Source organism: Streptomyces sp. R-07, from assembly GCF_049913175.1.
In the GTDB taxonomy this organism is placed as follows: Bacteria; Actinomycetota; Actinomycetes; order Streptomycetales; family Streptomycetaceae; genus Streptomyces.
In genome coordinates this window covers 5,437,718-5,461,535 of sequence record NZ_CP183978.1, presented here as the reverse complement: position 1 = coordinate 5,461,535, position 23,818 = coordinate 5,437,718, and the positions used below count along the sequence as shown (strand labels likewise).

20 protein-coding genes are annotated in these 23,818 nt (G+C 73.7%); 12 read left to right on the top strand and 8 right to left on the bottom strand.

The window, feature by feature from the left end; translation table 11 throughout:
- Positions 1–41: 41 nt before the first annotated feature.
- The 5 genes from ACN9M0_RS25235 (at position 42) to ACN9M0_RS25215 (ending at position 7,614) form a co-directional block, all read left to right on the top strand.
- A complete protein-coding gene (locus tag ACN9M0_RS25235; RefSeq protein ID WP_366036126.1) occupies positions 42–2,300 on the top strand; it encodes a PBS lyase in 2,259 nt (752 codons plus the stop codon).
- Between the two features lie 324 nt (positions 2,301–2,624).
- The gene (locus ACN9M0_RS25230; protein ID WP_426404268.1) at positions 2,625–3,404 is read left to right on the top strand and encodes a hypothetical protein; all 780 of its coding nucleotides are present in this window, start codon (positions 2,625–2,627) and stop codon (positions 3,402–3,404) included.
- Positions 3,401–4,675, top strand: a complete 1,275-nt coding sequence (locus ACN9M0_RS25225; RefSeq protein WP_366036128.1) for a HAMP domain-containing sensor histidine kinase — start codon at positions 3,401–3,403, stop codon at positions 4,673–4,675. Before ACN9M0_RS25230 ends, ACN9M0_RS25225 begins: the two co-directional genes overlap by 4 nt.
- Before the next feature lie 55 nt (positions 4,676–4,730).
- Positions 4,731–6,095: an FtsW/RodA/SpoVE family cell cycle protein gene (locus tag ACN9M0_RS25220; RefSeq protein WP_366036129.1), complete on the top strand. Its 1,365-nt coding sequence runs from the start codon at positions 4,731–4,733 to the stop codon at positions 6,093–6,095.
- Positions 6,096–6,135: 40 nt separating this feature from the next.
- Entirely contained in the window at positions 6,136–7,614 is a 1,479-nt protein-coding gene (locus tag ACN9M0_RS25215) for a penicillin-binding transpeptidase domain-containing protein (protein ID WP_366036130.1), read from the top strand.
- Between the two features lie 44 nt (positions 7,615–7,658).
- Here ACN9M0_RS25215 and ACN9M0_RS25210 read toward each other — a convergent pair whose 3' ends face one another.
- Entirely contained in the window at positions 7,659–8,474 is an 816-nt protein-coding gene (locus ACN9M0_RS25210) for a hypothetical protein (RefSeq protein WP_426404267.1), read from the bottom strand.
- A 49-nt stretch (positions 8,475–8,523) separates the two neighbouring features.
- Positions 8,524–9,651, bottom strand: coding sequence for a ferritin-like domain-containing protein (locus ACN9M0_RS25205; RefSeq protein WP_399696082.1), 1,128 nt, complete (start codon positions 9,649–9,651; stop codon positions 8,524–8,526).
- 606 nt (positions 9,652–10,257) lie between these two features.
- Here ACN9M0_RS25205 and ACN9M0_RS25200 point away from each other — a divergent pair.
- The 4 genes from ACN9M0_RS25200 (at position 10,258) to ACN9M0_RS25185 (ending at position 14,226) form a co-directional block, all read left to right on the top strand.
- Positions 10,258–10,980, top strand: coding sequence for a TetR/AcrR family transcriptional regulator (locus ACN9M0_RS25200; RefSeq protein WP_366039997.1), 723 nt, complete (start codon positions 10,258–10,260; stop codon positions 10,978–10,980).
- Positions 10,981–11,007: 27 nt separating this feature from the next.
- A complete protein-coding gene (locus ACN9M0_RS25195; RefSeq protein ID WP_366039998.1) occupies positions 11,008–11,289 on the top strand; it encodes a hypothetical protein in 282 nt (93 codons plus the stop codon).
- A gap of 74 nt (positions 11,290–11,363) precedes the next feature.
- Entirely contained in the window at positions 11,364–12,827 is a 1,464-nt protein-coding gene (locus ACN9M0_RS25190; RefSeq protein ID WP_426404266.1) for an NlpC/P60 family protein, read from the top strand.
- Positions 12,828–12,930: 103 nt separating this feature from the next.
- Entirely contained in the window at positions 12,931–14,226 is a 1,296-nt protein-coding gene (locus ACN9M0_RS25185; RefSeq protein WP_399696084.1) for an MFS transporter, read from the top strand.
- Here the strand turns inward: ACN9M0_RS25185 and ACN9M0_RS25180 are convergent.
- Genes ACN9M0_RS25180 through ACN9M0_RS25160 form a run of 5 tightly spaced genes read right to left on the bottom strand, consistent with a single transcriptional unit; the run spans position 14,199 to position 19,959 of the window.
- Entirely contained in the window at positions 14,199–15,434 is a 1,236-nt protein-coding gene (locus tag ACN9M0_RS25180; protein WP_399696085.1) for a styrene monooxygenase/indole monooxygenase family protein, read from the bottom strand. The genes ACN9M0_RS25185 and ACN9M0_RS25180 overlap by 28 nt on opposite strands.
- Before the next feature lie 38 nt (positions 15,435–15,472).
- Positions 15,473–16,189 (bottom strand): GTP-binding protein, encoded by a 717-nt coding sequence (locus tag ACN9M0_RS25175; RefSeq protein WP_426404265.1) that lies wholly within the window; start codon positions 16,187–16,189, stop codon positions 15,473–15,475.
- Positions 16,170–16,583, bottom strand: coding sequence for a DUF742 domain-containing protein (locus ACN9M0_RS25170; RefSeq protein ID WP_366040052.1), 414 nt, complete (start codon positions 16,581–16,583; stop codon positions 16,170–16,172). The genes ACN9M0_RS25175 and ACN9M0_RS25170 overlap by 20 nt, the downstream gene beginning before the upstream one ends.
- 5 nt (positions 16,584–16,588) lie before the next feature.
- Positions 16,589–17,080: a roadblock/LC7 domain-containing protein gene (locus tag ACN9M0_RS25165; RefSeq protein WP_366040002.1), complete on the bottom strand. Its 492-nt coding sequence runs from the start codon at positions 17,078–17,080 to the stop codon at positions 16,589–16,591.
- Positions 17,077–19,959 (bottom strand): nitrate- and nitrite sensing domain-containing protein, encoded by a 2,883-nt coding sequence (locus tag ACN9M0_RS25160; RefSeq protein WP_426404264.1) that lies wholly within the window; start codon positions 19,957–19,959, stop codon positions 17,077–17,079. The genes ACN9M0_RS25165 and ACN9M0_RS25160 overlap by 4 nt, the downstream gene beginning before the upstream one ends.
- Positions 19,960–20,330: 371 nt before the next feature.
- Here ACN9M0_RS25160 and ACN9M0_RS25155 point away from each other — a divergent pair, with 371 nt between their 5' ends.
- On the top strand, positions 20,331–21,122 hold the full coding sequence (locus ACN9M0_RS25155; protein WP_366040004.1) for a hypothetical protein: 792 nt from the start codon (positions 20,331–20,333) through the stop codon (positions 21,120–21,122).
- A gap of 26 nt (positions 21,123–21,148) precedes the next feature.
- On the opposite strand, the gene ACN9M0_RS25150 is transcribed toward ACN9M0_RS25155, so the two are convergent.
- Positions 21,149–21,631, bottom strand: a complete 483-nt coding sequence (locus ACN9M0_RS25150; RefSeq protein WP_366040005.1) for a MarR family winged helix-turn-helix transcriptional regulator — start codon at positions 21,629–21,631, stop codon at positions 21,149–21,151.
- A gap of 235 nt (positions 21,632–21,866) precedes the next feature.
- On the opposite strand from ACN9M0_RS25150, the gene ACN9M0_RS25145 reads away from it, so the two are divergent.
- Together ACN9M0_RS25145 and ACN9M0_RS25140 are read left to right on the top strand one after the other, a co-directional pair.
- Positions 21,867–22,706 carry a lysozyme gene (locus ACN9M0_RS25145; RefSeq protein ID WP_366040006.1) on the top strand — a complete coding sequence of 280 codons (840 nt, stop codon included), beginning with the start codon at positions 21,867–21,869 and terminating at the stop codon, positions 22,704–22,706.
- A gap of 191 nt (positions 22,707–22,897) precedes the next feature.
- A complete protein-coding gene (locus tag ACN9M0_RS25140; protein ID WP_399696089.1) occupies positions 22,898–23,812 on the top strand; it encodes a lytic polysaccharide monooxygenase auxiliary activity family 9 protein in 915 nt (304 codons plus the stop codon).
- The last annotated feature ends 6 nt before the right edge of the window (positions 23,813–23,818 follow it).

Below are 23,818 nucleotides of genomic sequence, written 5' to 3'. Positions count from 1 at the left end.
CTTGCTGCCTGGCACAGCGCTCACGGGGAAGGCGGCCGGCAATGCTGACGGGGATCGAGGAGGTCGACTGGGCCTCGTTGGGGCATGCGTACGGCCCCGCGGACGACGTGCCGGAGCTGCTCCGCGGACTCGCCTCCGCCGACCCCGCGGAGCGGGAGACCGCCCTCGACGGCATGTACGGCGCGGTGCACCACCAGGGCGACGTCTACGACTCGACCCTCGCCTGCATCCCCTTCCTCCTCGAACTCGTCGCCGACCCCGCCGTCCAGGACCGGGGCTGCATCGTCGAACTGCTCACCAGCATCGGCGGGATCGAGCTCGACGACGACGATGAGGAACTGGACGAACTCGGCTCCGACGACGAGGAGTTCATCCCCGCCGCCAACTACGCGATGGCCGCCGCCGCCATCGCCGCCGGGGCCGACGTCTTCCTCGGGCTCGTCTCGGACCCCGACCCCGAGGTGCGGCTCGCCGCGCCGTGCGCGCTCGCCTCGCTGCACCCCGAGCCCGCCCGGGTGCTGACCCTGCTGCGGGAGCGGCTCACCGTCGAGCGGGACACCGAGGTGCGGCTCGCCCTGGTGGCCGCCGTCGGGCGGATCGCCCTGCGGCACGCCTCGCTGCGCACCGAGACCGTCGACTGGCTCGACTGGCTCGCCCGCGCCGCCCACGACCCCGGGCTGCGGCTCGCGGCCCTCGCGCAGCGGGCCCGCTGCGCGCCCGGTGACATCCCGGACGACGTGGTGCCGTGGGTGACGGGGCTCCTGGAGGAGATCAGGACGGCGGCGAACCGGCCGGCCGCCCCCGGCACGGCGCGGGCCGCGACACCCACCCTCATCGGGCAGGTCCGCGAGCTCCTGGAGGAGCACGCGGCCGGCCGTCCCGCCCCGTGGACCGAGGAGCTGCTGCGGACCCTGCACGCCGCGCTCGACGACCGGGTCGACGACCGGATCGCGCTGATCCTCGCGCAGCTGCGCAGCCCGGACTGGGGGCAGCGTGCGGACGCGATCTGGTTGTGCGGCAGTTTGATACGGGTCTGGCGCGGGCGGTACGAGGAGGTCGTCCGGCTCGTCGGCGCGCAGCTCCAGGACCCCGAGCCCCGGCTCCGGGAGGCGGCCACGTCGTTCCTGGAGCGGCTCTTCGAGCTGGGCGCCCCCGCCGCCGACGCCCTGGCCGCCCGCCTCGCGGCGGGGCCGGGCCCCGCGGCCTCGGGCACCGGCCCGGGCCCCGCCTCGGGCGCCACGTCGGGCCCCTTCTCAGGCGCCAGCCCTGACACCACCTCGGGCGCCACTCCCGACACGACGTCGGGCCCCACCTCGGGCCCCACCTCAGGCTCCACCTCGGGCCCCACCCCAGGCCCCGCCTCAAGCGCCGGGCCGGCCTTCGTCGGGCGGTCCGGGCGGGACGGGGCGCTGCTCGCGCTGGCCCGCGCCGGGGACACCCGCGCGGTCCCGCTGCTCGCCCGCGCCCTGGAGGAGCCCGAGGTGCGGCGCGAGCTGCTGTACGCCATGGACGGGCTCGGGCCCTCGGCGGCGATGCTCGCCCCGCTGCTCCGGCGCCGGCTCGCCGAGGTCGAGCTCGACGAGCGGCTGTACGACCGGGCGGCGCCGCTGCTGTACGCCCTGGCGGCCGTGCGGGGCGGCCAGGCCCTGCCGGAGGTGCTGCGGGTCCTGCGCGGGGGGCCCGCGAACCGGCGCGACTGGGTGCGGGAGGCCGCCCTGCGGACCCTGGCGGCCTTCGGGCCCGCCGCCCGGCCGGCCGTACCGGACATCCGAAGACTCCTGGCCGCCGAGTCCGCCGCGGTCGCCACGACGGCGGCGCGGGCCCTGTGGGCCGCCGAGGGGGACCGGGGGGACGTGCTGCCGGCCCTGGAGCGGTGGCTGCGGCCGGGCACGGCGGCCGCGGACTGGTGCGCCGCCGCGCAGGCACTCGGCGAGATCGGCCCGGCGGCGGCCGCGGCGGCCCCGGCCCTCCGGCCCGGTCTGGCCTCGCGGGACCTGTGGGTGCGGGTCCGCAGCGCCGCGGCGCTGTGGCGGGTGTCCGGCGAGGCGTCGGCGTCCCTTCCGGTGCTGCTCGCGGCCTGGGAGGAGAACCGGCACGCGCGCGTGGACGTCGCGGAGTGCCTGGCGGAGATGGGTCCGGCGGCCTCGGAGGCGCAGCTGGTCGTCCTCACCGAGCTGACCCGGAGGCGCCGCCACAACGCCCGCGAGGGCGCCTCCGGCAGCCATGACCTTCACCTCGACGAGAAGCTGCTGACCCTGTGCCGGGCGGCGCTGGCCCGGATGGAGCGGGGGGCGTTCTAGGTTCGACGGGGCGTTCCAGGTTCGCGAGCGAGGGGCGTTCCAGGTTCGCGATCCAGTGGTCTTCCCGCGGTCCTGGCGGAACGGCGACAGGGTCCTTCTTGCGGTCCCGGCGGAACGGCGACAAGGGCCTTCCCGCAGTCCCGGCGGAACGGCGACAAGGGCCTTCCCGTCGTCCCGACGGATCGGCGACAGGGGCCTTCCCGTCGTCCCGCCGGGCGGCGACCATCCGACGATGAGACAAAAAGGACTTCACTCCGCATAAGGTCTACAGGGGCGGGCCCGATCCCCACCCACCCACCGACCGACCGAGGAGCGAGGAGCAGCGTGAGACCGCGCGGAGTGCAGAGCGCCGCCGCCGGCGTCCTGTGCGCCCTCGGCCTCGCCCTCGCGCTCACCGGCTGCGACGGCAGCGAGGGCGGGCTCAAGAGCGCCGGGGCGACACCCACCGCCGTGGGACCCGTCCGGCTCTGGCCCGACCTGCCGCCCGCCACGAATCCGCCGCTCGACTACGGCGAGTCCGACACCCAGCGCGTCCCCGGCGTCGAGGTCGCCGACAACGACGTCCACTCCGTCGACGCGGTGGCGGTCGTCCGCGCCGAGGTGCGCGCGCACCCCGATACGTACACCGGCGCGGACGGGCTGTACGAGCAGACCGCCCGGGCGATCGAGGCCTGCGACACGGCGCCCGCGGCCTGTCCGATCCTGCGGCCCTACTACCGCGACCTCACCGGCAACGGCCGGGACGAGCTGATCGTCGGCATCCGGATGCCGGACCAGCAGGTCGGGGTGCGGGTCTACCTCGCCGAGAACGGCGGTCTGACCCGGATCATGTCCACCGTCGACCAGGTCATCAGCGTGGAGCTGGCGGGCCGGGACCTGATCCTGCGGGTCGGTTCGGCCGGCATCCCCGGGTACGAGTACCGGACCGCATGGACCTGGGACGAGCAGCAGGGCAGCATGCTGCCCACCCGGGACGAGATCGTCCGGGTGAAGCCCTCCGGCTCCGGGCCCTCGACGGTGCCCGCGCCCCGCCTGGTGAGCCCCACGCCGGCCCCCGGCCAGACCCCCGCGCCCGTGCCCCTCCCCCCGGAGGCGACGCCGTGAGGGCGCCCCGGCTGCCCGCCTGGACCGCGACCCTCACCTGGAAGGCCGCGGTCTTCATCGCGGTGATGTGCTGCGCCCTCGCCGCGCTGCTCGGCGTCCTCGTCCACGTCTCGGTGACCGGCCAGACCGTGAGCGACTCCCGGGAGAAGGCCCTGACGCGGCTCACCGAGGTCAGCGGGCTCTACGAGGCGGGCGAGCCGCTCCCCCGGTTCGCGGGCGTGGATCCGCCCGGGCTGCCGGCCTCGCTGCGGGCGCTCGCCGCGCACGGGGAGCGGGGCACGATGGTCGCGGAGTACGAGGGCCGGCCGACGATGTGGGCGGCGGGCCCGGCGGACGGCCGCGCCCTCGCCGTACGCCTCGACTACACCCAGAGCGCCGAGACGATCGACGCGCTGGACCGCTCGATCCTCGGCTCCTCCGTCCTGGCGATCGGGGCGACGCTGCTCGTCGGCGCCTTCGCCGTCACCCGGGTCACCCGCCGGCTGCACCTCACCGCGCAGGTGGCCCGCCGGATCAGCGCCGGCGACCTCGACGCGCGCGTGGACGATCCCCGGACGAAGGACCCCTCGCGCCCGCAGGACGAGGTGGCCACGGTCTCCGGGGCGCTCGACACGATGGCCTCCTCGCTCCAGCGCAAGCTGCAGAGCGAGCAGCGGTTCACCGCCGACGTGGCGCACGAGCTGCGGACCCCGCTGACCGGTCTCTCGGCCGCGGCCGAGCTGCTGCCGGAGGGGCGGCCCTCGGAGCTCGTACGGGACCGGGTGCGGGCGATGCGCGGGCTCACCGAGGACCTCCTGGAGATCTCTCGGCTCGACGCCCGAACCGAGACCGTGGACCTGGCGGTGCACGAGCTCGGGCCGCTCGCCGAGCGGGTGGTGCGCGCCTCGGGGACGGACACGGAGGTGCGGATCGTCCGGGACGCCACGGTGGAGACGGACCGGCGGCGCGTGGAGCGGGTGCTCGGCAATCTGGTGGCCAACGCGCACAAGCACGGGGCGCCGCCGGTGGTGGTGACGGTGGACGGCCCGGTGGTGTCCGTGCGGGACCACGGGCCGGGGTATCCCGGGTACCTCCTGGAGTCGGGGCCGCAGCGGTTCCGTACCGAGAGCGGGGGCAAGGGGCACGGCCTCGGGCTGACCATCGCGGTGGGGCAGGCGGAGGTGGTCGGCGCCGAGCTGGTCTTCGCGGTCGCCCCGGACGGGGGCGCCGAGGCCCGGCTGCGGCTGCCGGAGTACGTGCGCTTCGCCGAGCCCGCGCCGGATGTGGAGTGACGGCACACCGTCACACAAAAGGGACATAGGGCATACCGCTTGCTACGTTGCGGCCATGACCGCACCCCCGCCCGGCATCCGCGTCCCGAAGCGGCGCGGCGTGGAGCTGTCGCTCCTGATCGGCGCGGTCCTGATCTCCGTCCTGGGCTACGCCGAGGTGGGCCTCGCCCGCAGCGGCGCCGTGCCGCCCGACGCCGCCCGTTACGGGGCCGGGCTCGGGCTGCTCGCGCTCGTCGCCCACCTCGCGGTCCGCTTCCGCGCCCCGTACGCCGACCCCCTGCTGCTGCCGATCGCGGTGCTGCTCAACGGCCTCGGCCTGGTGCTGATCTACCGCCTCGACCTGGAGACGCCGAAGGACCAGGCGGCGACGACGCAGCTGGTCTGGTCGACGCTCGGGGTGGCGCTGTTCATCGTGGTCGTGCTGCTGCTGCGCGACCATCGCACCCTCCAGGGGTACGCGTACGTGTCGGTGGCCGCCGCGCTCGCGCTGATGATCCTGCCGATCTTCTTCCCCGCGGTGAACGGCGCCAAGATCTGGATCAGGCTCGGCGGGCTCTCCTTCCAGCCGGGCGAGTTCGCCAAGATCCTGCTCGCGGTCTTCTTCGCCGCGTACCTCGCCGCCAACCGCAACGCGCTCGCGTACACCGGCCGCCGGATCTGGAGGTTCCAGTTCCCGACGGGCCGGGTCCTCGGGCCGATCGTGGCGATCTGGCTGCTGAGCGTCGGCGTCCTCGTCCTGGAGCGGGACCTGGGCACCTCGCTGCTCTTCTTCGGCCTCTTCGTGATCATGCTGTACGTGGCGACCGGCCGGATCGGCTGGATCGCGGTCGGTCTCGTGCTGGCCTCCGCAGGCGCCTTCCTCGTCGGCTCGCTCGAACCCCACGTCCACAGCAGGGTGCAGGACTGGCTCGACCCCTTCGCCTCCATCCGGGCGGGCGACGGACCGGGGCAGCTGGCCCAGTCGCTGTTCGCCTTCGCCGCCGGAGGGATGCTCGGCACCGGGCTCGGTCTCGGCCATTCCGTCCTCATCGGCTTCGCCACCAAGTCCGACTTCATCCTGGCGACGGCCGGCGAGGAGCTGGGGCTCGTCGGTCTCACCGCGCTCTTCCTGCTGTACGCGCTGCTCGTCGCCCGCGGCTACCGCGCCGGCCTCTCGCTGCGGGACCCCTTCGGGCGGCTGCTCGCGATCGGCCTCGCCTCGATCGTGGCGCTCCAGGTCTTCGTGATCGCGGGCGGGGTGATGGGGCTGATCCCGCTGACCGGCATGGCGATGCCGTTCCTCGCCCAGGGAGGTTCGTCCGTGGTGACCAACTGGGTGATCGTCGCGCTCCTCATCCGGGTCAGCGACTCGGCCCGCGCGCCCCAGCCGGACGCCACCGACACCGGGGAACTCACCAAGATCGGGGAGGGCGCGCGATGACAAGCCCGAGGGTCGACCTGAGGTCCGAGGGAGGCGTCCGGTGATCCGGTACATCCGGCGGGCCGCCGCCCTCTGCCTCGTCCTCCTGGTGGCGCTGCTCGTCAACGCCGCCCGCGTGATGGTCTTCGAGGCCGAGTCCCTCGACGACAACCCCGCCAACCGGCGGATCGCGATCGACCGGTACGCGCGACCGCGCGGCGAGATCGTCGTCGACGGGAAGCCGGTGACCGGCTCCCGCGACAGCGGACAGCAGCTGCGCTGGGAACGCACCTACAAACAGGGACCGTTGTACGCGCCGCTGACCGGCTACGCCTCCCAGACGTACGGCACGACGCTCGTCGAGAACGCCGAGGACGACATCCTCGCCGGCACCGACCCGATGCTGGCGCCGCTGCCCCTCTGGAACGACCTCACCCGCGGCCGGCAGCCCGGCGGCGACGTGGTGACGACGATCCGCGCCCCGATGCAGGAGGCGGCCTACCGTGGGCTCGACGGGAAGCGGGGCGCGGTCGTGGCGGTCGAGCCGTCCAGCGGCCGGATCCTGGCGCTCGTCAGCTCACCGTCGTACGACCCGGGGGTCCTCTCCGGGACGGGGCAGGGCGTCAAGGACGCGTGGCGGCGGCTGAACACCTCGCCGAACCAGCCGATGCTGAACCGCGCGCTGCGGCAGACGTACCCGCCGGGCTCCACCTTCAAGATCGTGACGGCGGCGGCCGCCCTGGACGCGGGGGTGGTGCGGGACGTGGACGCGCCGACGGACACCCCGGACCCGTTCGTGCTGCCCGGTACCCGGCAGGTGCTGCCGAACGAGGCGACGGGCTGCGGCGACGCGTCCCTCGCGTCCGCGATCCAGTGGTCCTGCAACACGGTGATGGCCGGACTCGGCGTGAAGGTGGGGCTGACGGGGATGGTCGACGCGGCGGAACGGTTCGGCTTCAACGACACGGGGCTCCGGGTGCCGTCCTGGGTGGCGAAGTCCAACTTCGACCGGCAGATGAGCCCGGACCAGCTGGCGCTGTCGTCGATCGGGCAGTTCGACACGACGGCGACCCCGCTCCAGATGGCGCTGGTGGCGGCCGCCGTCGCCAACAACGGGGAGATCGCCCACCCGTACCTCGTCGACCGCACCACCACCTCCGGCGGCACGACCGTGGACCGCACGGGCCGCAGCAGCTACCGGCGGGCGATGAACCCCGCGACGGCGATGCAGCTCCAGCGGCTGATGGTGAAGGCCGTGGAGGAGGGGACGGGGACGAACGCGGCGATCCCCGGGGCCCGGGTCGGCGGCAAGACGGGCACCGCCCAGCACGGCTTCGGCAACACGGGCACCCCGTACGCCTGGTTCATCGCCTGGGCCCAGGCGGACGACGCGGCACAGCCGGCGGTGGCGGTGGCGGTCGTCGTCGAGGACGCGGAGGCGTCCCGTACGGACATCAGCGGGGGCGGCAGCGCGGCGCCGATCGCGAAGGCCGTGATGGAGGAGGCGCTGCGACTGGAGGCGGAGGCGCGGAATCCGTAGCGCGGTTGTCCGGTCTCCCCCGCCCCCGTCGCCCTCGTCGGACGTCAGCCGATCGGTTTGCGGATCTCCGCGCGGATCTTGACCGTGGTCTCGGCGAGTGCGGCCAGGTCGATGTCCTTCGGGTCGGTGGTGGCCGTGTCGGGGGTGACGAGGGCCACGGCGGCCGCGGTGTTGTCGTCGCCCCAGGCGCACATGGGGAGCGTGGTCGTGCCGAAGGTGTCCTTCGACGTGGTGACCTGGCAGCTGACGGTCACGCCGTACCCGGCGGGGGTGAACTCCCTGGGCCGGACGACGAGCGTGGAGCCCTTCTCCGTGGCCGCGCCCCTGAGGATGGACGTACGGGTGGACTCGCCGTTCTTGATGCGTCCGTGCATCCCCGAGACGACGAGCGTGGACTCGTCCTTGCCGCTGTACTGCCCGACCGCCGCCTTGGCGTCCTTCACGGTGAAATCGGGGGCGTCCTCGATCTCCTTGCCCTGGGTGTCGGAGAGGTCGGAGACCAGCGTGTACCGGCCGGCGAGGAGCGCCTTGGGGACGACCAGCTTGTGGGTCGCCTCGGGGAAGGGGCCGGTGACGCCTATGCCGTCGAGCCCGGCCTTGGCCGCGTAGCCGAGACCACCGACCAGGACCAGGGATCCGAGGACGATGGCGACGATCGCTCCGGCCGACAGCTTCTTCTTGGGCGGCGGCCCCATGGGCGGGTGCCCCCAGGCCCCGGCGCCCGGCCCCGCGTACTGCGGCGGAACACCCTGCGGAAGGTGTCCCTGCGGACCCCCGAACGGGCCGGGCTGCTGAGGGGGCGGTACGGGCCCGCCGTACGGCTGGTGGGGCGGTGGAGTCGGCGATGGCGGCATGGTCATGACCGGCACGCTACGTCACCCGAAGGACACCCCCCTCCCACTCCTCCTCCTACTCCTCCTGGTCCCCCGGCTTCTCGGCGGCCCCCGCCGCGATCGCATCCGCCACCTCCGTGACCCGCTCCGCCTCCTCCGTCGCGAACCGTTCGCGGTCCAACGCCTCCGCGATCTCCTCGTCCTGGGTCATCAGCAGGTCGAGGTTGGAGTCGCCGAGGTCGAAGACGCCCATGTCCAGGTAGGCCTTCTGGAGGCGCTCGCCCCAGAGGCCGATGTCCTTGACGCAGGGGACGATCCGGCTGAAGAGGAGCTTGCGGAACAGGTGCAGGAACTCGCTCTGCTCGCTGAGCTCCTCCGCCTCCTTCTTCGGGATGCCGAAGTTCTCCAGGACCTCGACCCCGCGCAGCCGGTCGCGCATGAGGTAGCAGCCCTCGATGACGAACTCCTCGCGCTCGCGGAGCTCGGCGTCCGAGAGCTGCTTGTAGTAGTCGCGCAGCGCCATCCGGCCGAAGGCGACGTGCCGGGCCTCGTCCTGCATCACGTACGCGAGGATCTGCTTCGGCAGCGGCTTGTCGGTGGTGTCGCGGATCATGCCGAAGGCGGCGAGCGCGAGGCCTTCGATGAGGACCTGCATGCCGAGGTAGGGCATGTCCCAGCGGGAGTCGCGCAGGGTGTCGTCGAGCAGGCCCTTGAGGTTGTCGTTGATCGGGTAGAGCATCCCGATCTTCTCGTGGAGGAAACGGCCGTAGATCTCGGCGTGCCGGGCCTCGTCCATGGTCTGGGTGGCCGAGTAGAACTTGGCGTCCAGGTCGGGGACGGACTCGACGATCCGGGCCGCGCAGATCATGGCGCCCTGCTCACCGTGCAGGAACTGGCTGAACTGCCAGGAGGCGTAGTGCCGGCGCAGGTCGCCCTTGTCCTTCTCGGTCATCTTCGCCCAGTGGCGGGTGCCGTGGAGGGTGAGGACCTCGTCGGGGGTGCCGAGCGGGTCGTACGGGTCGACCTCGATGCCCCAGTCGATGCGGGTGGCGCCGTCCCACTGCTTGTCCTTGCCCTTCTGGTAGAGGGCGAGGAGGCGCTCGCGTCCGTCGTCGTAGTCCCAGGAGAAGCGGGCGGCACCGGTGGCGGGCACGTGCCAGCCGGGCTCGACGGGGGCGTTCACGTAGAGGTCGTGCGTCGACACTGACGACTCCTTCCGTCCGTTTCCAGCAGGCTCACATGGTGGTAGACGGATCGTCAACAAGTCGCGCACGGGGGATTGCAGGGGGGATCTGATGGGGGTCAGGCGGGGGCCCTTGCCCCGCACCGGATGCGGGAGGCAGGCCGCACGGGCGACCCCCGTGCCCGTGCCCGCGTCGCGCGGTCGCCGTCTCGCGCCGTGGGCGCAGGCCCACGTCTGGCCCGCCGCGCGGGCACGCGCCCGCACCCTTCGCCACCTCCGCGTGGGCACACGCCTGCACCCTTCGCCACCGCCCGTGTGGGCAATCGTCCGCTGGGGCGGGACGGGTGGGCACACGGGACGGCGCCCTTGCGGGCGCCTTCACCCCCTGTACCTGCCCGCACCACACGTGCGCCGCGCAAAGGGGTGCGGGTCAGGGCGCGGGAGCCTCTGGCGCCGACAAGGGCGCCGTTCCGTTGTGCCCACCCGTTCCGCCCCTCGCGGAACGCCTGCCCACAACGGGGGCGCGGCGCGGTGACCGCCCGCACCAGGGGTGCCTGGCCTGGTCGTGGCGGGGTCCGGGCGGGCGGGCGGTGTCCGGGGTGGGGCCGCGCGGTTACGCTGCCGTGCATGACGAGCCCCGCCACCCCCGCCTACCGCAGGCTCAGCGTCGAGCAGCGGCGCGGGCAGCTCCTCGCCTCCGCCCTGGAGCTCTTCGCCCACCAGGCGCCCGAGGACGTGTCGCTCGACGACGTCGCCGAGGCGGCCGGCGTCTCGCGGCCCCTCGTCTACCGCTACTTCCCCGGCGGCAAGCAGCAGCTGTACGAGGCCGCCCTGCGTTCCTCCGCCGACGCCCTCAACCGCTGCTTCAGCGAGCCGCCGGCCGGGCCGCCCACGGAGCGGCTCGGGCGCGTGCTCGACCGCTACCTGGCCTTCGTCGACGAGCACGACGCCGGGTTCAGCGCCCTGCTGCGCGGCGGCAGCGTCGCCGAGACCTCCGGGACCTCCGCGATCGTCGACGAGGTGCGGCGGGCCGCCGCCGAGCAGATCCTCGTCCATCTCGGGGCGGAGCGACCGGGCCCCCGGCTCTCCATGCTCGTCCGGACGTGGATCGCCGCCGTCGAGGCCGCCTCGCTCATCTGGCTCGACGAGGAGAAGCAGCCGCCCGCCCGGGAGCTGCGGGAGTGGCTCGTCGACCACCTCGTCGCGCTGCTCGCGGCGACCACGGCGAGCGACGAGGAGACGGCGGGGGTCGTGAAGCGGCTCCTCGCCCAGGAGACCGCCGAGGGGCCGGTGGCGGCGCTGGCCCGCCGGGTGATCCCGGTGGTGGGCGAGGCGGCCCACCTGCTGTGAGGCCGTGAACCGGGAGAGACTGTGGGGGTGAAGAGCGAGAACACCCCCTTCCGCGGCGGCCCCCTCGACGGCCGGGTCCTGCCGATCCTGCTCGGCCCGACCGGCCACCCGCCGAAGTGGTACGAGGTCCCGGTCCCTGCGCACGACGGCCGCCCGCCGACCCTGTACGCCTACCGGCGCGAACCTTCCGGCTACACGAAGCGCCTCGGGCTCCAGCGCGGCTGGGTCTACGTGTACGCCCCCGAGGGGCGGGAGCGGCGCGAGCTGAAGTGGCCGTGGTCGAAGCCGTCACCGAGGCCGAACGGGTGACGTGACGGCGTGCGCCCCGATTCATACGGTAATCGGATGAAGTGAGCCGTCATCATCCCCGTGGAGGTGGTGACGTGTCACGAAGGCTGCTGCGCACGGTCTGTACGGGGGCGCTCGCCGCGGCGACGGCGCTCACGGGGGTGCTCCCGGCGGCGGGAGCCGCCCCGGACCCGCCCGTGGACCCTCCGGCGGAGGCCCCGATCGCCTGGCCGGACCCGACGGCGGAACCCGTCGGACCGGTCGATCCGGAGGCGAAGCAGGCAGGGGACCAGGCGGGACCGGTCTCCCCGACGGCGGACCCGGCGGCCGACCCGGCCGGACCAGTCCCTCCGACGGCGGACCCGGCGGGGAACCATGCCGGACCGGTCCCCCCGGCGGCGGACCCGGCCGGACCAGTCACCCCGGACTCCCCTGCCGCCGCCACGGACACCGGTACGAGCACGGACCCCAGCGCAGGCCCCCGTACGGATCCCGTCGACGACGACGCCGCCGCCCTCCCTCCCCCCGGCGGGGACTCCGTCAGCGGGCTGCTCACCCGGTTGCGGACGCTCTACCAGCAGGCCGAGGAGGCGACCGAGCGGTACAACGCCGCCGAGGAGGCGCTGAAGCTCCAGGCCGCCGACACCAAGAAGGTGACCGCCCGGCTCACCGCCGCCCGGACCGCCCTGGCGCAGGGCCGTGCCGCGGCCGGCCGGATCGCCCGGGACCAGTACCAGGGCAGGTCCGCATTCTCCTCCTTCCCCTCGTACCTGCCGCTGCTCTTCGCCGCGGACCCCCAGTCGGCCCTGGACGAGGGGCATCTGATGGCCCGCGCGGCCCGCGACCGGGCCCGCGCCGTCTCCCGCCTGACCGGGGCCGAACGGCAGGCCGGCAGCCTCGCGAGCGCCTCCCGCAAGGCCCTGGACCGCCAGCAGGGGCTCGCCGCCGCGCAGCGCACCCGGCGTGACGAGGTGCGGGCCAAGCTGCTCGCGGTCGAGAAGCTGCTCGCCGCCCTGTCGCCGGACCAGCTGGCCCGGCTGACCGCGCTCGAACGCGTCCAGACCGCCGGCGCGCAGCGCGAGCTGCTCGACTCCGGCGTCCTGGACGGCCTCCGCACGCCGTCCCGGGCGGGCGCGGAGGCCCTGCGCTTCGCGGTGGGCCAGATCGGCAAGCCGTACGAGTGGGGGGCGGAGGGCCCGGAGGCGTACGACTGCTCGGGGCTGACCCAGCAGGCGTGGGCGGCGGCGGGCCGGGAGGTGCCGAGGACCAGTCAGGAGCAGTGGGCGACCCTGCCCCGGGTGTCGCTGGCCGAGCTCCGCCCGGGCGATCTGGTGGTCTACTTCCCGGGCGCGACCCATGTGGCCCTCTACCTCGGCGAGGGTCTGGTGGTGCAGGCCCCGCGTCCGGGCGGGAAGGTGAAGGTCTCGCCGCTCGCGGCGAACCCGGTGCTCGGGGCCGTACGGCCCGATCCGGAGGGAACGGCCCTGGCGGCGTACACCCCTCCCCCACTCCCGGCGGGCGCCCGGGACGGCGGGGACGAGGGCTACGACCGGGGGTGAACTCCCTTTCCCGGCCCACCCCTTGCTCTCGCGCGTAATAAGCGCGAAGCTGACGGGGTCCTTACCGACGGCCGACTGTCAGGCCCGGACACGGAGCCCCGTCATGCCCAGACTTCTGCCGGACACCCGCCCCCAGCGCGCGCTCGCCGCCTCGAACTTCGTCAACGCCGTCGGCAGCGGGCTCTTCCTGACCGCCGGAGTCCTGTACTTCACCCAGGCCGTGCGCCTCCCCGCCGCCACCGTGGGACTCGGACTCGGCATCGCCGGGTTCCTCTCGCTGGCCGTGGGCATCGCCGTCGGTCATCTCGCGGACCTGCGCGGGGCGCGCGGGGTCTACGTGGCCACCCTGGCGGTGCAGGCGCTCGCCACGGCCGCCTTCGTGCTCGCCGACAGCTTCTGGCCGTTCGTCCTCGCCGTCTCCGCGGCCACCGGCGCGAAGGCGGCCGGTCTCGCCGCCCGGGCGCCGCTCGTCCGGCATCACGGAGGGGAGCGGCCGCAGGAGTTCCGCGCCTATCTGCGGGCCGTGACCAACGTCGGCATCTCCCTCGGCGCGCTCCTCGCGGGGTGGGCGGTCCAGGTCGGCACCCTCGGCGCCTACCAGGTCCTCGTCGCCGGGAACGCCTGCGCGTTCGCCGCCTCCGCCGCCGTCCTGTTCCTGCTGCCGCCCGTCGCCCCCGCGCCCGTCGCCCGCGGCCCCCGGTGGATCGCGCTGCGGGACCGGCCGTATCTGGCGCTCACCGCGCTCGACGGCGTCATGGCCATCCAGTTCAAGGTGCTCACCGTCGCGATCCCGCTCTGGCTCGTGGGGTCCACCACCGCCCCGCACTGGCTCGTCTCCGGCACCATGCTCGCCAACACCGTCCTCGTCGTCGGCCTCCAGGTGCGGGCGAGCCGCGGCATCGACTCGCCGCGGGCCGGCGGCCGCGCCTACCGGCGGGCCGGGGCGGCCTTCCTGGTGTCCTGCGCCCTCGTCTCGCTCTCCGCGGGGACGCCCGTCGCGGTGGCGGTCGTCCTGCTCCTGACCGCGGTGGTCGTCCACACGCTCGGCGAACTGTGGCACGCGGCGGGCGGCTTCGAGGTGTCGTACGCGCTGGCGCCGCCACACGCCACCGGCCAGTACCTGGGCGTCTTCGGGCTGGGCGCCGGCCTCTCCGAGGCCCTCGGCCCCGGCCTCCTCATCGCACTGTGCGTGGGCTGGGGCCGTCCGGGCTGGTACGTGGTGGGCGCGCTCTTCGCCCTGACCGGTCTGCTGACCCCGCTCGCCGTCCGCCGCGCGGAGGAGGGCCGTCAGTCGCTGAAGAGCGCGAAGGTCCCGAACGCCCGGACCAGGACGGCCGACCCCGGCGCGCGGGTGCCGGCCGTCGACCCCGGTCAGCCGGCCGCGACCTCGGCCAGGTAGGCGTTCGTCTTCTCCGGGTCGAAGAAGAAGTTCTCGAAGTCGGCCGGGTCGTTGAAGCCGTTGGCGAAGCGGTCGGCCACGGGCTGGAGCTGGCCGGCGGCGCCGAGCAGGTTCAGGACGTGCTCCGGCGGGGGCGCCAGCATCGCGTTCGTCCACTTGGTGACGTGCTGGGCCGTCTTCCAGTAGCGGTCGAAGGCGCCCTGCATCCACTCCTCGTCGAAGGGCTTGTCGCCCTGCTCGACGATGGCGGCGAGGTACGCGGCGGCGCACTTGGACGCCGAGTTGGAGCCCTGGCCGGTGATCGGGTCGTTCGCGACGACGACGTCGGCGACGCCGAGGGCCAGGCCTCCGCCGGGGAGCCGGCCGATGGGGTTGCGGACGGTCGGCGCGTACCGGCCGGCGAGGGTGCCGCCCGCGTCGGTCAGCTCGACCTTCGTGGCCCGCGCGTACTCCCAGGGCGTGAACTTCTCCATGAGCTCCAGCGTCAGCGCCAGGTGCTCGGAGGGGTCCTTGACGCCCTGGAAGACGTCGAGCGGGCCGCCGGGGACGCCCTCCCAGAAGAGGATGTCGGCGCGGCCGCCGGTGGTGAGGGTCGGCATGACGAACAGCTCGCCGACGCCCGGGACGACGTTGCAGCGGACCGCGTCGAAGTCCGGGTGCTCGGGGCGCGGGCCGAGGCCGTGGACGTACGCGACGGCGAGGGCCCGCTGCGGTGCGTCGTACGGCGAACGGGACGCGTCCCGGCCGAACATGGAGACCAGCTCGCCCTTTCCGGCCGCGACGAGCACCAGGTCGTAGTTGCGGGAGAAGTAGTCCAGGTCGCCGACGGCCGCGCCGTGTATCACCAACTGGCCGCCGCGCTGGGCGAAGGTGTCCATCCAGCCGGCCATCTTCACGCGCTGGTCCACGGACTGGGCGTAGCCGCCGAGCCTGCCGACCCAGTCGATCAGGCGGGCGGAGTCGGGGCCGGCGACGGAGACGCCGAGGCCCTCGATCCGGGGGGCCTGGGACTCCCAGAAGTTGAGCCCGAGGTCCCGCTCGTGCTGGAGGGCGGTGTCGAACATGCACTGGGTGGACATGACCCGGCCGGTACGGATCTCGTCCGCGGTCCGGTTCGACATGAGGGTGACCTCGTACCCCTGCGACTGGAGTCCGAGGGCGAGCTGCAGGCCGGACTGGCCGGCGCCGACTATGAGTATCTTCCGCATGGGCGGGGCTCCTGGCGTGACGGGGCGAACTGGTCGAACTATTCGGGGGTGGCTTCGAGGGCGTGCGCGACCATCGCGAGCAGGCTCTCGACGACGCTGTACCGCTTGCGCGCGTCCATGATCACCACGGGCACGTGGGCGGGCACGGTCAGGGCCTCGCGGACGTCGTCCGCCTCGAACAGCTCCGTGCCCTCGAAGTGGTTGACGGCCACGATGTACGGCAGCCCGCAGCTCTCGAAGTAGTCGAGCGCCGGGAAGCAGTCGGTCAGCCGGCGGGTGTCGGCGAGCACGATCGCCCCGATCGCCCCGCGCACCAGGTCGTCCCACATGAACCAGAAGCGCTGCTGTCCCGGCGTACCGAAGACGTACAGCACCAGGTCGTTGTCGAGCGTGATCCGGCCGAAGTCCATCGCCACCGTGGTGGTGAGCTTGTCCGGGGTGGCGGTGAGGTCGTCGGTGTCCTCGCTCGCCCGGGTCATCAGCGCCTCGGTCTGGAGCGGGGTGATCTCCGAGACGGCGCGGACGAAGGTCGTCTTGCCGACGCCGAAGCCGCCCGCGACGACGATCTTCGTCGCGATCGGGGCGCGGGAGTGGTCGAGCTGCCAGTCCTGGGCGCCGTCCTCGGTGTCGGCCTCGGTGGCCTCTCCGGGTTCCGGTTCGCGCGGTTCGGTGCCCTGCTGGGCGGGAATGCCGACGGCCACCGGTGTGTCGGAGACGGCGGAGACGGCGGTGGCGTCAGAGACGACGGAGTCCACTCAGCACCCTTTCGAGGAGCGCGCGGTCGGGCTGGCCGGTGCCGTGACCGGTCCCGTACACACGGATCTTTCCCTGGTCGGCCAGGTCGCTGAGCAGCACCCGGACGACCCCCAACGGCATCTTCAGAAGCGCCGAGATCTCCGCGACCGTCCGCATCCGGCGGCAGATCTCGACGATGGCCCGCATCTCGGGCATCAGCCCGCGGGCGGCGGGCCCGCCGTCCGTCAGGACCTTGCGGACGGCGGGCGCTTCGAGCGCCGCCACGAAGGTCTCGACGAGCAGGATGTGACCGAAGCGGGTTCGGCCGCCGGTCAGCGAGTACGGGCGCACGCGCGCGGGGCGCCGTCCTTCTCCCCGTACCGGCAGCTTGAAGGCGTGATGAGCCGAGGACATCGCGGTCACTGGGTGCTCTCCATCGATCTGCGCAGTTCGCTGCGGACTTCGGGGGTGAGTACGTGACCGGCGCGGCCCACGAAGAGCGCCATGTGGTACGCCACGACGCTCATGTCGCAGTCGGGCTCGGCGTGCACGCCGAGCAGCGAGCCGTCGCTGATCGACATGACGAAGACGCTGCCCTCCTCCATCGCCACCATCGTCTGCTTGACCCCGCCGCCGTCCATCAGGCGGGCGGCGCCGATGGTGAGGCTGCCGATGCCGGAGACGATCGTGGCCAGGTCGGCGCTGGAGCCGCGCGGCCCGTCGGGTCGGCCGGCGTCGGCGGCGACCGTCGTGGCCGGCTGTGTGGCCGGGTCCGACGAGAGCAGCATCAGGCCGTCGGAGGAGACGACGGCCACCGAGCGGACACCCGGGACCTCCTCCACCAGATTCCCCAGCAGCCATTGCAGGTTGCGGGCTTCCGTGCTCAGTCCGAACGTTCCCGTCGCGGTCAACTGCGTGCCTCCTCGACTGTGTCCCCCGTCATCTCCTCTGTACGTGCAGTCCTCGTGGCTTCTATGCGCGCCGTGTCCAGCTCCGCCTCCACGTCCCGGCGCCCGGCCTTGGCGCCCTGGTGGAAGCCGCCGAGCCGGCGGCGCAGGGCCTCCGCGTCCACGCCGCCCTGGCGGGGCGTGGCGGCGGCGGGCTGGCGGACCACCTGCGGGGTCCGCTTGGGCAGGCCCTTGTCGGTGACCCGCTCCCACTGCGCGGGGCGCGGGCCGGGAACCTCGGCGGCGGCGGCCGCCTCGACAGGGGCCGCGTCCTCGCCGTCGGCGGCGCGCTCGTGGGTGTCCGGCTCCGGCGGCGGGTCGGGCAGCCGGACCTGGAGCGTGGTCTCGGAGACGGACTCCCCGAGGGGGGCGGGCTCGTCCTGGACTTCCGGCCGGGACGCGTACGCCTCCGGCTCGGGGGCGTACGGCGCCTCCGGCTCCTGCGCGGACTCCGGGGCGTACGAGGTTTCCGGCTCGGGGACGTACGGCGCCTCCGGCTCCGGGGCGTACGAAGGTTCCGGCGTGGGGGCGTACGGCGCCTCCGGCTCCCGCGCCTGCTCCGTCTCCGCCGCCAGGAACGCGGCCTCCGCCGCCTCCACGAGCGGGTCGCGGGTCCTGGACGGCAGGGTGTTGGAGTTGGCCTCCGCGACCGAGCCGGGCAGCTGGATGGCCGGCGCCGTGCCCGCGACGCGTACGGGCTCCGTCACGGCCGTCGGCGGGGTGGTGGGCAGCAGGGGCAGCGGCAGCACCACGACGGCCGCCGTGCCGCCCGGCTTCTGCTCGCGCAGCTCGACGCGCACCCCGTGGCGGGCGGCGAGCAGGGCGATGACCCGCATGCCGAGCCCCTCGCCCTCGAAGGCCTCCGGGTCGGCCTCGGCGAGGCGCGCGTTGAGCTCGGCGGACCGGGTGGCGGTCATGCCGATGCCCGCGTCCTGCACGGAGAGCATCACCTCGCCGCTCTCCAGGAGCCAGCCGGAGAGCTGGACCTCGGCGTCGGGCGGCGAGAAGGAGGTGGCGTTCTCCAGGAGTTCCGCGACCAGGTGGCTCAGGTCGTCCGCGGCGAAGCCGGCGACCTGGGCGTGCGGCGGCAGGGCCTGGATGGTGACCCGCTCGTACCGCTCGATCTCGCTGACGGCGGCGCGCAGCACGTCGACGAGCGGGACGGGCCCGGCGTGGCCGTGGACGTGCTCGTGGCCGGCGAGGACGAGGAGGTTCTCGCTGTGGCGGCGCATGACGGTCGCCATGTGGTCGAGCTTGAAGAGGGTCGCGAGGCGGTCCGGGTCCTGCTCGCGCTCCTCCAGCTTCTCGATGACGCCGAGCTGCCGCTCGACGAGCCCGAGGCTGCGCAGCGAGAGGTTGACGAAGGTGTGGTGGACCGAGTTCCTCAGCCGTTCGAGGTCGGCGGTGAGGAGGGCGACCCGGCCCTGGAGCTCGGCGCGCTGGGCGGCGAGTTCTGCACCGACGGCGTCCTTGGCGTCGGCCAGCTCGGCGCGCTCGTCGGTGAGGCGCTCGGTGTGCGCGGCGAGGCCGGAGAGCTTGCCGTGCAGGGCGTTGAGGGAGCGGACGACCTGTGCGAACTCGTCGTTGCGGCCGGTGAAGCGGACCGCTTCCTCGGTGTGCGGCTCGGGGGCGGCGGCGAGCCGGGCGGCGCCGATGCGGAGCACGGCGAGCGGCCGGGTGAGGGTGCGGGCGACGTAGGTGGAGATGCCGATCGCGACGAGGAGGCAGCCGCCGAGGAAGGCGATGCGCAGTTCGAGGGCGGTGACGTCGTCGTCGCGGAGCGCGCCGAGGCGTTCGACCCGCTCGGTGGCGAGGGCGGACTCGACGCCGCGCATCTGCTCGATACGGGCGGAGAGGGCGGACTCCAGGCCGGCCGGGTCCGTGCCGCGCTCGGCCTCGGTCAGCTTGGGCTGGTCGGTGAGGGCGGCGAGCGCGAGCTCGGCGCTCTTGACGTCGGGGCCGGTGACGGTGGCCGCGAGGGAGTCGCGGGCGGTGGCTCCGGCGGCCTGGTCGAAGTCGCCGAGGGCGGCGAGTTCACGGACGCGGGCCTGCTGGGCGGCGGCGGTGACGCTGTCGCGGGCCCGTTCGGCCTCGGCGGCGCCCTCGGGCACGTCGGCGACGTAGGTGCCGGTCTGGGGGTCGTAGTGGACGTCCCCGCTGGGTTCGGGCTGCGGCACGGAGAGCGCGGCGAGGAGCAGGCCGCGGGTGGCGGAGGCCTGGTCGACGGCGCGGCCGAGGGCGGCGGGGGCGCGGGTGGCCTCCGTCAGGGCGGCGTCGGAGGCGCGGGCCGGGGTCTTGTCGGCGAGTTCGTCGGCGAGGGCCTGAAGCTTGGCGATGACGTCCGAGTACGCCTTGTGGGCCTCCAGGGCCGTGCCCTTGCCGGTGAGGGCGGTGCGGCGGACGGAGGGGACCCCGGCGAGTTCGCGGCGGAGTTCGGTGGGGGCGGCGGGCCGGATCTCGTCGATCTGGCGATCGACCCGGGTGGACCGCGCGTCGGTGATCTGCCGCTTGTGCTTGGCGTCGCCGGTCTGGCTGTCGCGTCCCGCGGCGATGTACGCGACGACCTCGTCGCGCTCGTCGGCGAGGGAGTGGGCGAGGGTGACGGCCTGCCGGTCGAGTTCGGCGAGGGTGACCAGGCGCTGGGACTCGGTGAGCTCGGCGGAGGCGGCGAGGATCGCGGGGGCTCCGGCGGCGAGGACGGTGACGCCGACGAGGGCGACGCCGGCGACCAGCCGGTTGCGGACGCGCTTGGGCCGGCCGGCGGGGGCCTGCGGCTCACCGGGGGTCTGGCTCTGCGTGCCGTTCTTGCTCCGAGGCCGCTTCTTCTGCACCGGTGCTCGCATTCTTGATTCGTCCGCCGATGAAGCAGAGGTGACGATCGGTCACATGGAGCGCCCCCACCCCTGGTACGGCTTCCGACCATTCCAGCGCTTACGGCAGGGGGACGGGCATCGGCCGCTCCGCCACCCGAACGAGTGAACAACACTCAGTAGTTGGCTAACAACTTCCGGAGACGGGCGCCGAGGGCCCGTACGGGGCGCCGGTTGGATCTTCCGGGCGGGCTTTGGCAGGATGCCCGCCCGCAGCTCCCCGGAGGTGGCCCTTCCGCCTCTCGCGCCGCATCCGCCGGGTTGGTACAGGCCTTTTCCGGTCATTTGCAGGTCCCGTGAAGGAGTTCGCCGGGGAATACGCGGGGGCGGGCACACTGGATGGCATGCGCAGCGAAGTCGCCTCTCTTCCCGGCAGCCCCGAACGCCCCGACGAGGACTGGGTGGCCGCCGCTCTGCCCGCGTCGGGGAGCGGGGGGACGGTCGTTCTGCTCGACGGCGTCACACCCCCCGCCGGTGATGACGGTTGTGTGCACACGGTCCCGTGGTTCACTGCGCGACTGGGCGGGGCTTTGACCGAACTGTCCGGTTCCCGCCGGGACATGCCCCTGTCCGAGATCCTGTCGTCGGCAATCCGGCGCACCGCGGACGCCCACCGTGACACCTGTGACCTTTCTCACGTGCGAACGCCTCAGGCGACCGTGGTGCTCGCCCGCTGGGACGAGGAGTCGGTCGAGCACCTCGTCCTCTCCGACTCCGTCCTCCTCCTGGAGGGCCCGGACGGGACGGTGCGGGCCGTGCTCGACGACCGGCTGGACCGGGTGCCGGACGAGGTGCTGCGCTCCCTGGAGGCGACGGACCGGCTGCGGAACCGGGAGGGCGGCTTCTTCACCGCGGCGGCGGACCCGGCGGTCGCGGAGCGGGCGGTGACGGGGACGAGCCCGCGTGCGGAGGTGCGGGCCCTGGCGGCGCTCACGGACGGGGCGAGCCGCTGGGTGGAGCTGTTCGGCGCGGGCGACTGGACGGACTGCTTCGGCGTGCTGCGCGAGGAGGGCCCGGCCGGCCTGCTCCGCCGCGTGCGGGCCCTCGAGACGGCGGACGCGCACGCGGGCGGTTTGCGCCGCTGGAAGCTCCACGACGACGCGACGGCGGTCTACGCCGAGCTGCGGGACCGCTGAGCGGCGCGCCTCGCGCAAGACAGGCCCTAGCCCTCCGAGCGGACGTTGAAGTGGTTCAGGAGGCGGGCGAGTTCGGCGACCTCGGCGCGGTCCCAGTCGGCGAGTTTGCGGACGTAGCGTTCGCGCCGGGCGTCGCGGACGCTGCGGAAGCGGTCGCGGCCCTCCTCGGTGAGGCGGACGAGCGAGGCGCGGCCGTCGGCGGGGTCGGGGTCGCGGGCGACGAGCCCGAGGTCCTCCAGGGCGCGGAGCTGGCGGCTCATGGTGGCCTTGCCGACGCCGAAGTATCCGGCGAGCTCGGTGGCTCGCTGGGGTCCGGCGTCGTCGAGGCGTACGAAGAGGCCGTAGGCGGCGGGCTCCAGTTCGGGGTGGACCTCGCGCGCCATCTCCCCTGACTGGGCTCGGGCGCGGCGCAGGAAGACCGCCAGTTCCCGTTCGAGGGCGAGGAATTCCTGGTCCACACCACCTCCGGCGGTGACCCGGCCTTCATTTCCCGTACTGCTTCCGTGCACGTCAGCACCTCCCGCGCGCTTTCCGATCGCTGAAAGTTTCTTCCGGCGGCGTCCATCGCCGCAGCTCCTTCAGTATTTCGCAGGCGTAGACCAACGGCGGCAACCAGGCCCCCTTCCGCCGGGCGGGTCTACGTGCGTAGCGTCTTCCCCGGCAGCCCTGAATGACATGTCCATTCCAGGCCTTGTCATGCCGTCTGCCGCCACCGCTCCCCACCGAGCCTTTCGGAGGCACGCAATGCGTGTGCACAGATCCGGAACGACCCTCGCCGGCGCCGCCCTCGCGACCCTGGCCCTCCTCCTCCCCCTCGGCCTCTCCGGCACCGCCACCGCCGCCGAGGACGCCGGCGCCCTGAAGGCGACCCCCGCGCGCGGCTCCGCCTACATGGGCATGGGCGTGATCGCGCACGACGGCCAGGGCGCCAGGCCCGGAGGCGTCTCGACCCTGGCCGTCCAGACGGAAGGCGTCGACGTCTCCAGCCACAACGGCAACGTGGCCTGGTCCACGCTGTGGAACAGCGGGGTCAAGTGGGCCTACGTCAAGGCGACGGAAGGCACGTACTACAAGAACACGTACTTCACCCAGCAGTACACCGGCTCCTACAACGTCGGCATGATCCGCGGCACGTACCACTTCGCCACCCCGGACACGACGACCGGAGCGGCCCAGGCCGACTACTTCGTCAACAACGGCGGCGGCTGGTCGAGGGACGGCAAGACCCTGCCGGGCGTGCTCGACATCGAGTGGAACCCGTACGGCGCGACCTGCTACGGCAAGACGGCGTCCGGGATGGTCGCGTGGATCCAGGACTTCGTGAACCGGTACCGCTACCGGACGGGCCGCGACCCGGTGATCTACACGGCCACGAGCTGGTGGAAGCAGTGCACCGGCAACTCCGCGGCCTTCGCCTCCACCAACCCCCTGTGGATCGCGCGGTACGCCACCGAGGTCGGCGAACTCCCGGCCGGCTGGTCGTACTACACGATCTGGCAGTACACCTCCTCCGGCCCGACGGTCGGCGACCACAACCACTTCAACGGGGACTACTCGCGAGTGCAGGCACTCGCGAACGGCTGACCCCGCCGCGTTCCACGGCGGCCCTCCGGGTGTGCGGCGGCACCCCGGCGGGCCGCTTTTTCGTTCCCGCCCCTTGCCCATTGGTATGGACCAATGCGACGCTCTACGCCGGTCGCCCGGCATCCAACTCCCGTGCGTCCGCAGCGCGTTGCTCACCCCGTACTCCCCCACGCACGAGAGAGAGCCCCCGCATGCCGTCCTCCCGCCGTACCGCCACCGGCGTCGCAGCCCTGTCCGCCGCCGCGGCCCTGGTCACCCTCACCCCCGCCACCGCGAGCGCCCACGGGGCCGTCTTCAACCCCGTGAGCCGGATCGCTGCCTGCTACGCCGAAGGCCCCGAGACGCCCAAGTCGCAGGTGTGCAAGGACCTCGTCGCCGACTCCGGCACCCAGCCGCTCTACGACTGGAACGAGGTCAACATCGCCAACGCCGCCGGGCAGCACCAGGCCCTCATCCCGGACGGCAAGCTCTGCTCGGCGAACCGCGAGAAGTACCGGGCCCTGGACTGGGCGCGCACCGACTGGCCGGCGACGGCCGTGGCCGCCGGCTCCTTCGACTTCAAGTTCCGGGTGACGGCCCCGCACTCGGGCACGATGACCGTCTACATCACCAAGGCCGGCTTCGACCCGACCCAGCCCCTGAAGTGGTCGGACCTGGACCCGACCCCCGTCGCCGTCCACGACACCGCCCGCACCGCGACCGACGGCTACTACAACTTCACGGGCACCTTCCCGGCCCGCACCGGCCGCCACATCGTCTACAAGGTGTGGCAGCGCAACGACAGCCCCGAGGCCTTCTACAGCTGCTCGGACGTCACCTTCGGCGGCACGGCGACCGCGACGGCGACGGCGACGGCGACGGCGACGGGGACCGGGACGCAGGCCCAGGCGCCGAGCGAGGCGAAGATCGCGGCGGGCGCCGAGCTGTCCACCGTGAGCCACGCGGGCCACGGCGGCGACGAGCAGCCCCCGGCCCTCTCCGCCGAGACCGCCGAGGCCCCTTCCTCGCCGCTGCCGACGGCCCTCGCGGGCGCGGGCGCCCTCGCCGTCTTCGCGGCGGGCAGCCTGCTCCTGGGCCGCCGCCGCCGCAACTCGTCCGCCTCCTAGGAAGCT

What these genes read in the sequence shown, in the direction of transcription:
- ACN9M0_RS25210 (WP_426404267.1), bottom strand. Translation starts at nt 8,474, where the DNA reads ATGACCATGCCGCCATCGCCGACTCCACCGCCCCACCAGCCGTACGGC.
- ACN9M0_RS25170 (WP_366040052.1), bottom strand. Translation starts at nt 16,583, where the DNA reads ATGTCCTCGGCTCATCACGCCTTCAAGCTGCCGGTACGGGGAGAAGGA.
- ACN9M0_RS25145 (WP_366040006.1), top strand. Translation starts at nt 21,867, where the DNA reads ATGCGTGTGCACAGATCCGGAACGACCCTCGCCGGCGCCGCCCTCGCG.
- ACN9M0_RS25140 (WP_399696089.1), top strand. Translation starts at nt 22,898, where the DNA reads ATGCCGTCCTCCCGCCGTACCGCCACCGGCGTCGCAGCCCTGTCCGCC.
- ACN9M0_RS25200 (WP_366039997.1), top strand. Translation starts at nt 10,258, where the DNA reads ATGACGAGCCCCGCCACCCCCGCCTACCGCAGGCTCAGCGTCGAGCAG.
- ACN9M0_RS25180 (WP_399696085.1), bottom strand. Translation starts at nt 15,434, where the DNA reads ATGCGGAAGATACTCATAGTCGGCGCCGGCCAGTCCGGCCTGCAGCTC.
- ACN9M0_RS25220 (WP_366036129.1), top strand. Translation starts at nt 4,731, where the DNA reads ATGACCGCACCCCCGCCCGGCATCCGCGTCCCGAAGCGGCGCGGCGTG.
- ACN9M0_RS25160 (WP_426404264.1), bottom strand. Translation starts at nt 19,959, where the DNA reads ATGCGAGCACCGGTGCAGAAGAAGCGGCCTCGGAGCAAGAACGGCACG.
- ACN9M0_RS25235 (WP_366036126.1), top strand. Translation starts at nt 42, where the DNA reads ATGCTGACGGGGATCGAGGAGGTCGACTGGGCCTCGTTGGGGCATGCG.
- ACN9M0_RS25155 (WP_366040004.1), top strand. Translation starts at nt 20,331, where the DNA reads ATGCGCAGCGAAGTCGCCTCTCTTCCCGGCAGCCCCGAACGCCCCGAC.
- ACN9M0_RS25185 (WP_399696084.1), top strand. Translation starts at nt 12,931, where the DNA reads ATGCCCAGACTTCTGCCGGACACCCGCCCCCAGCGCGCGCTCGCCGCC.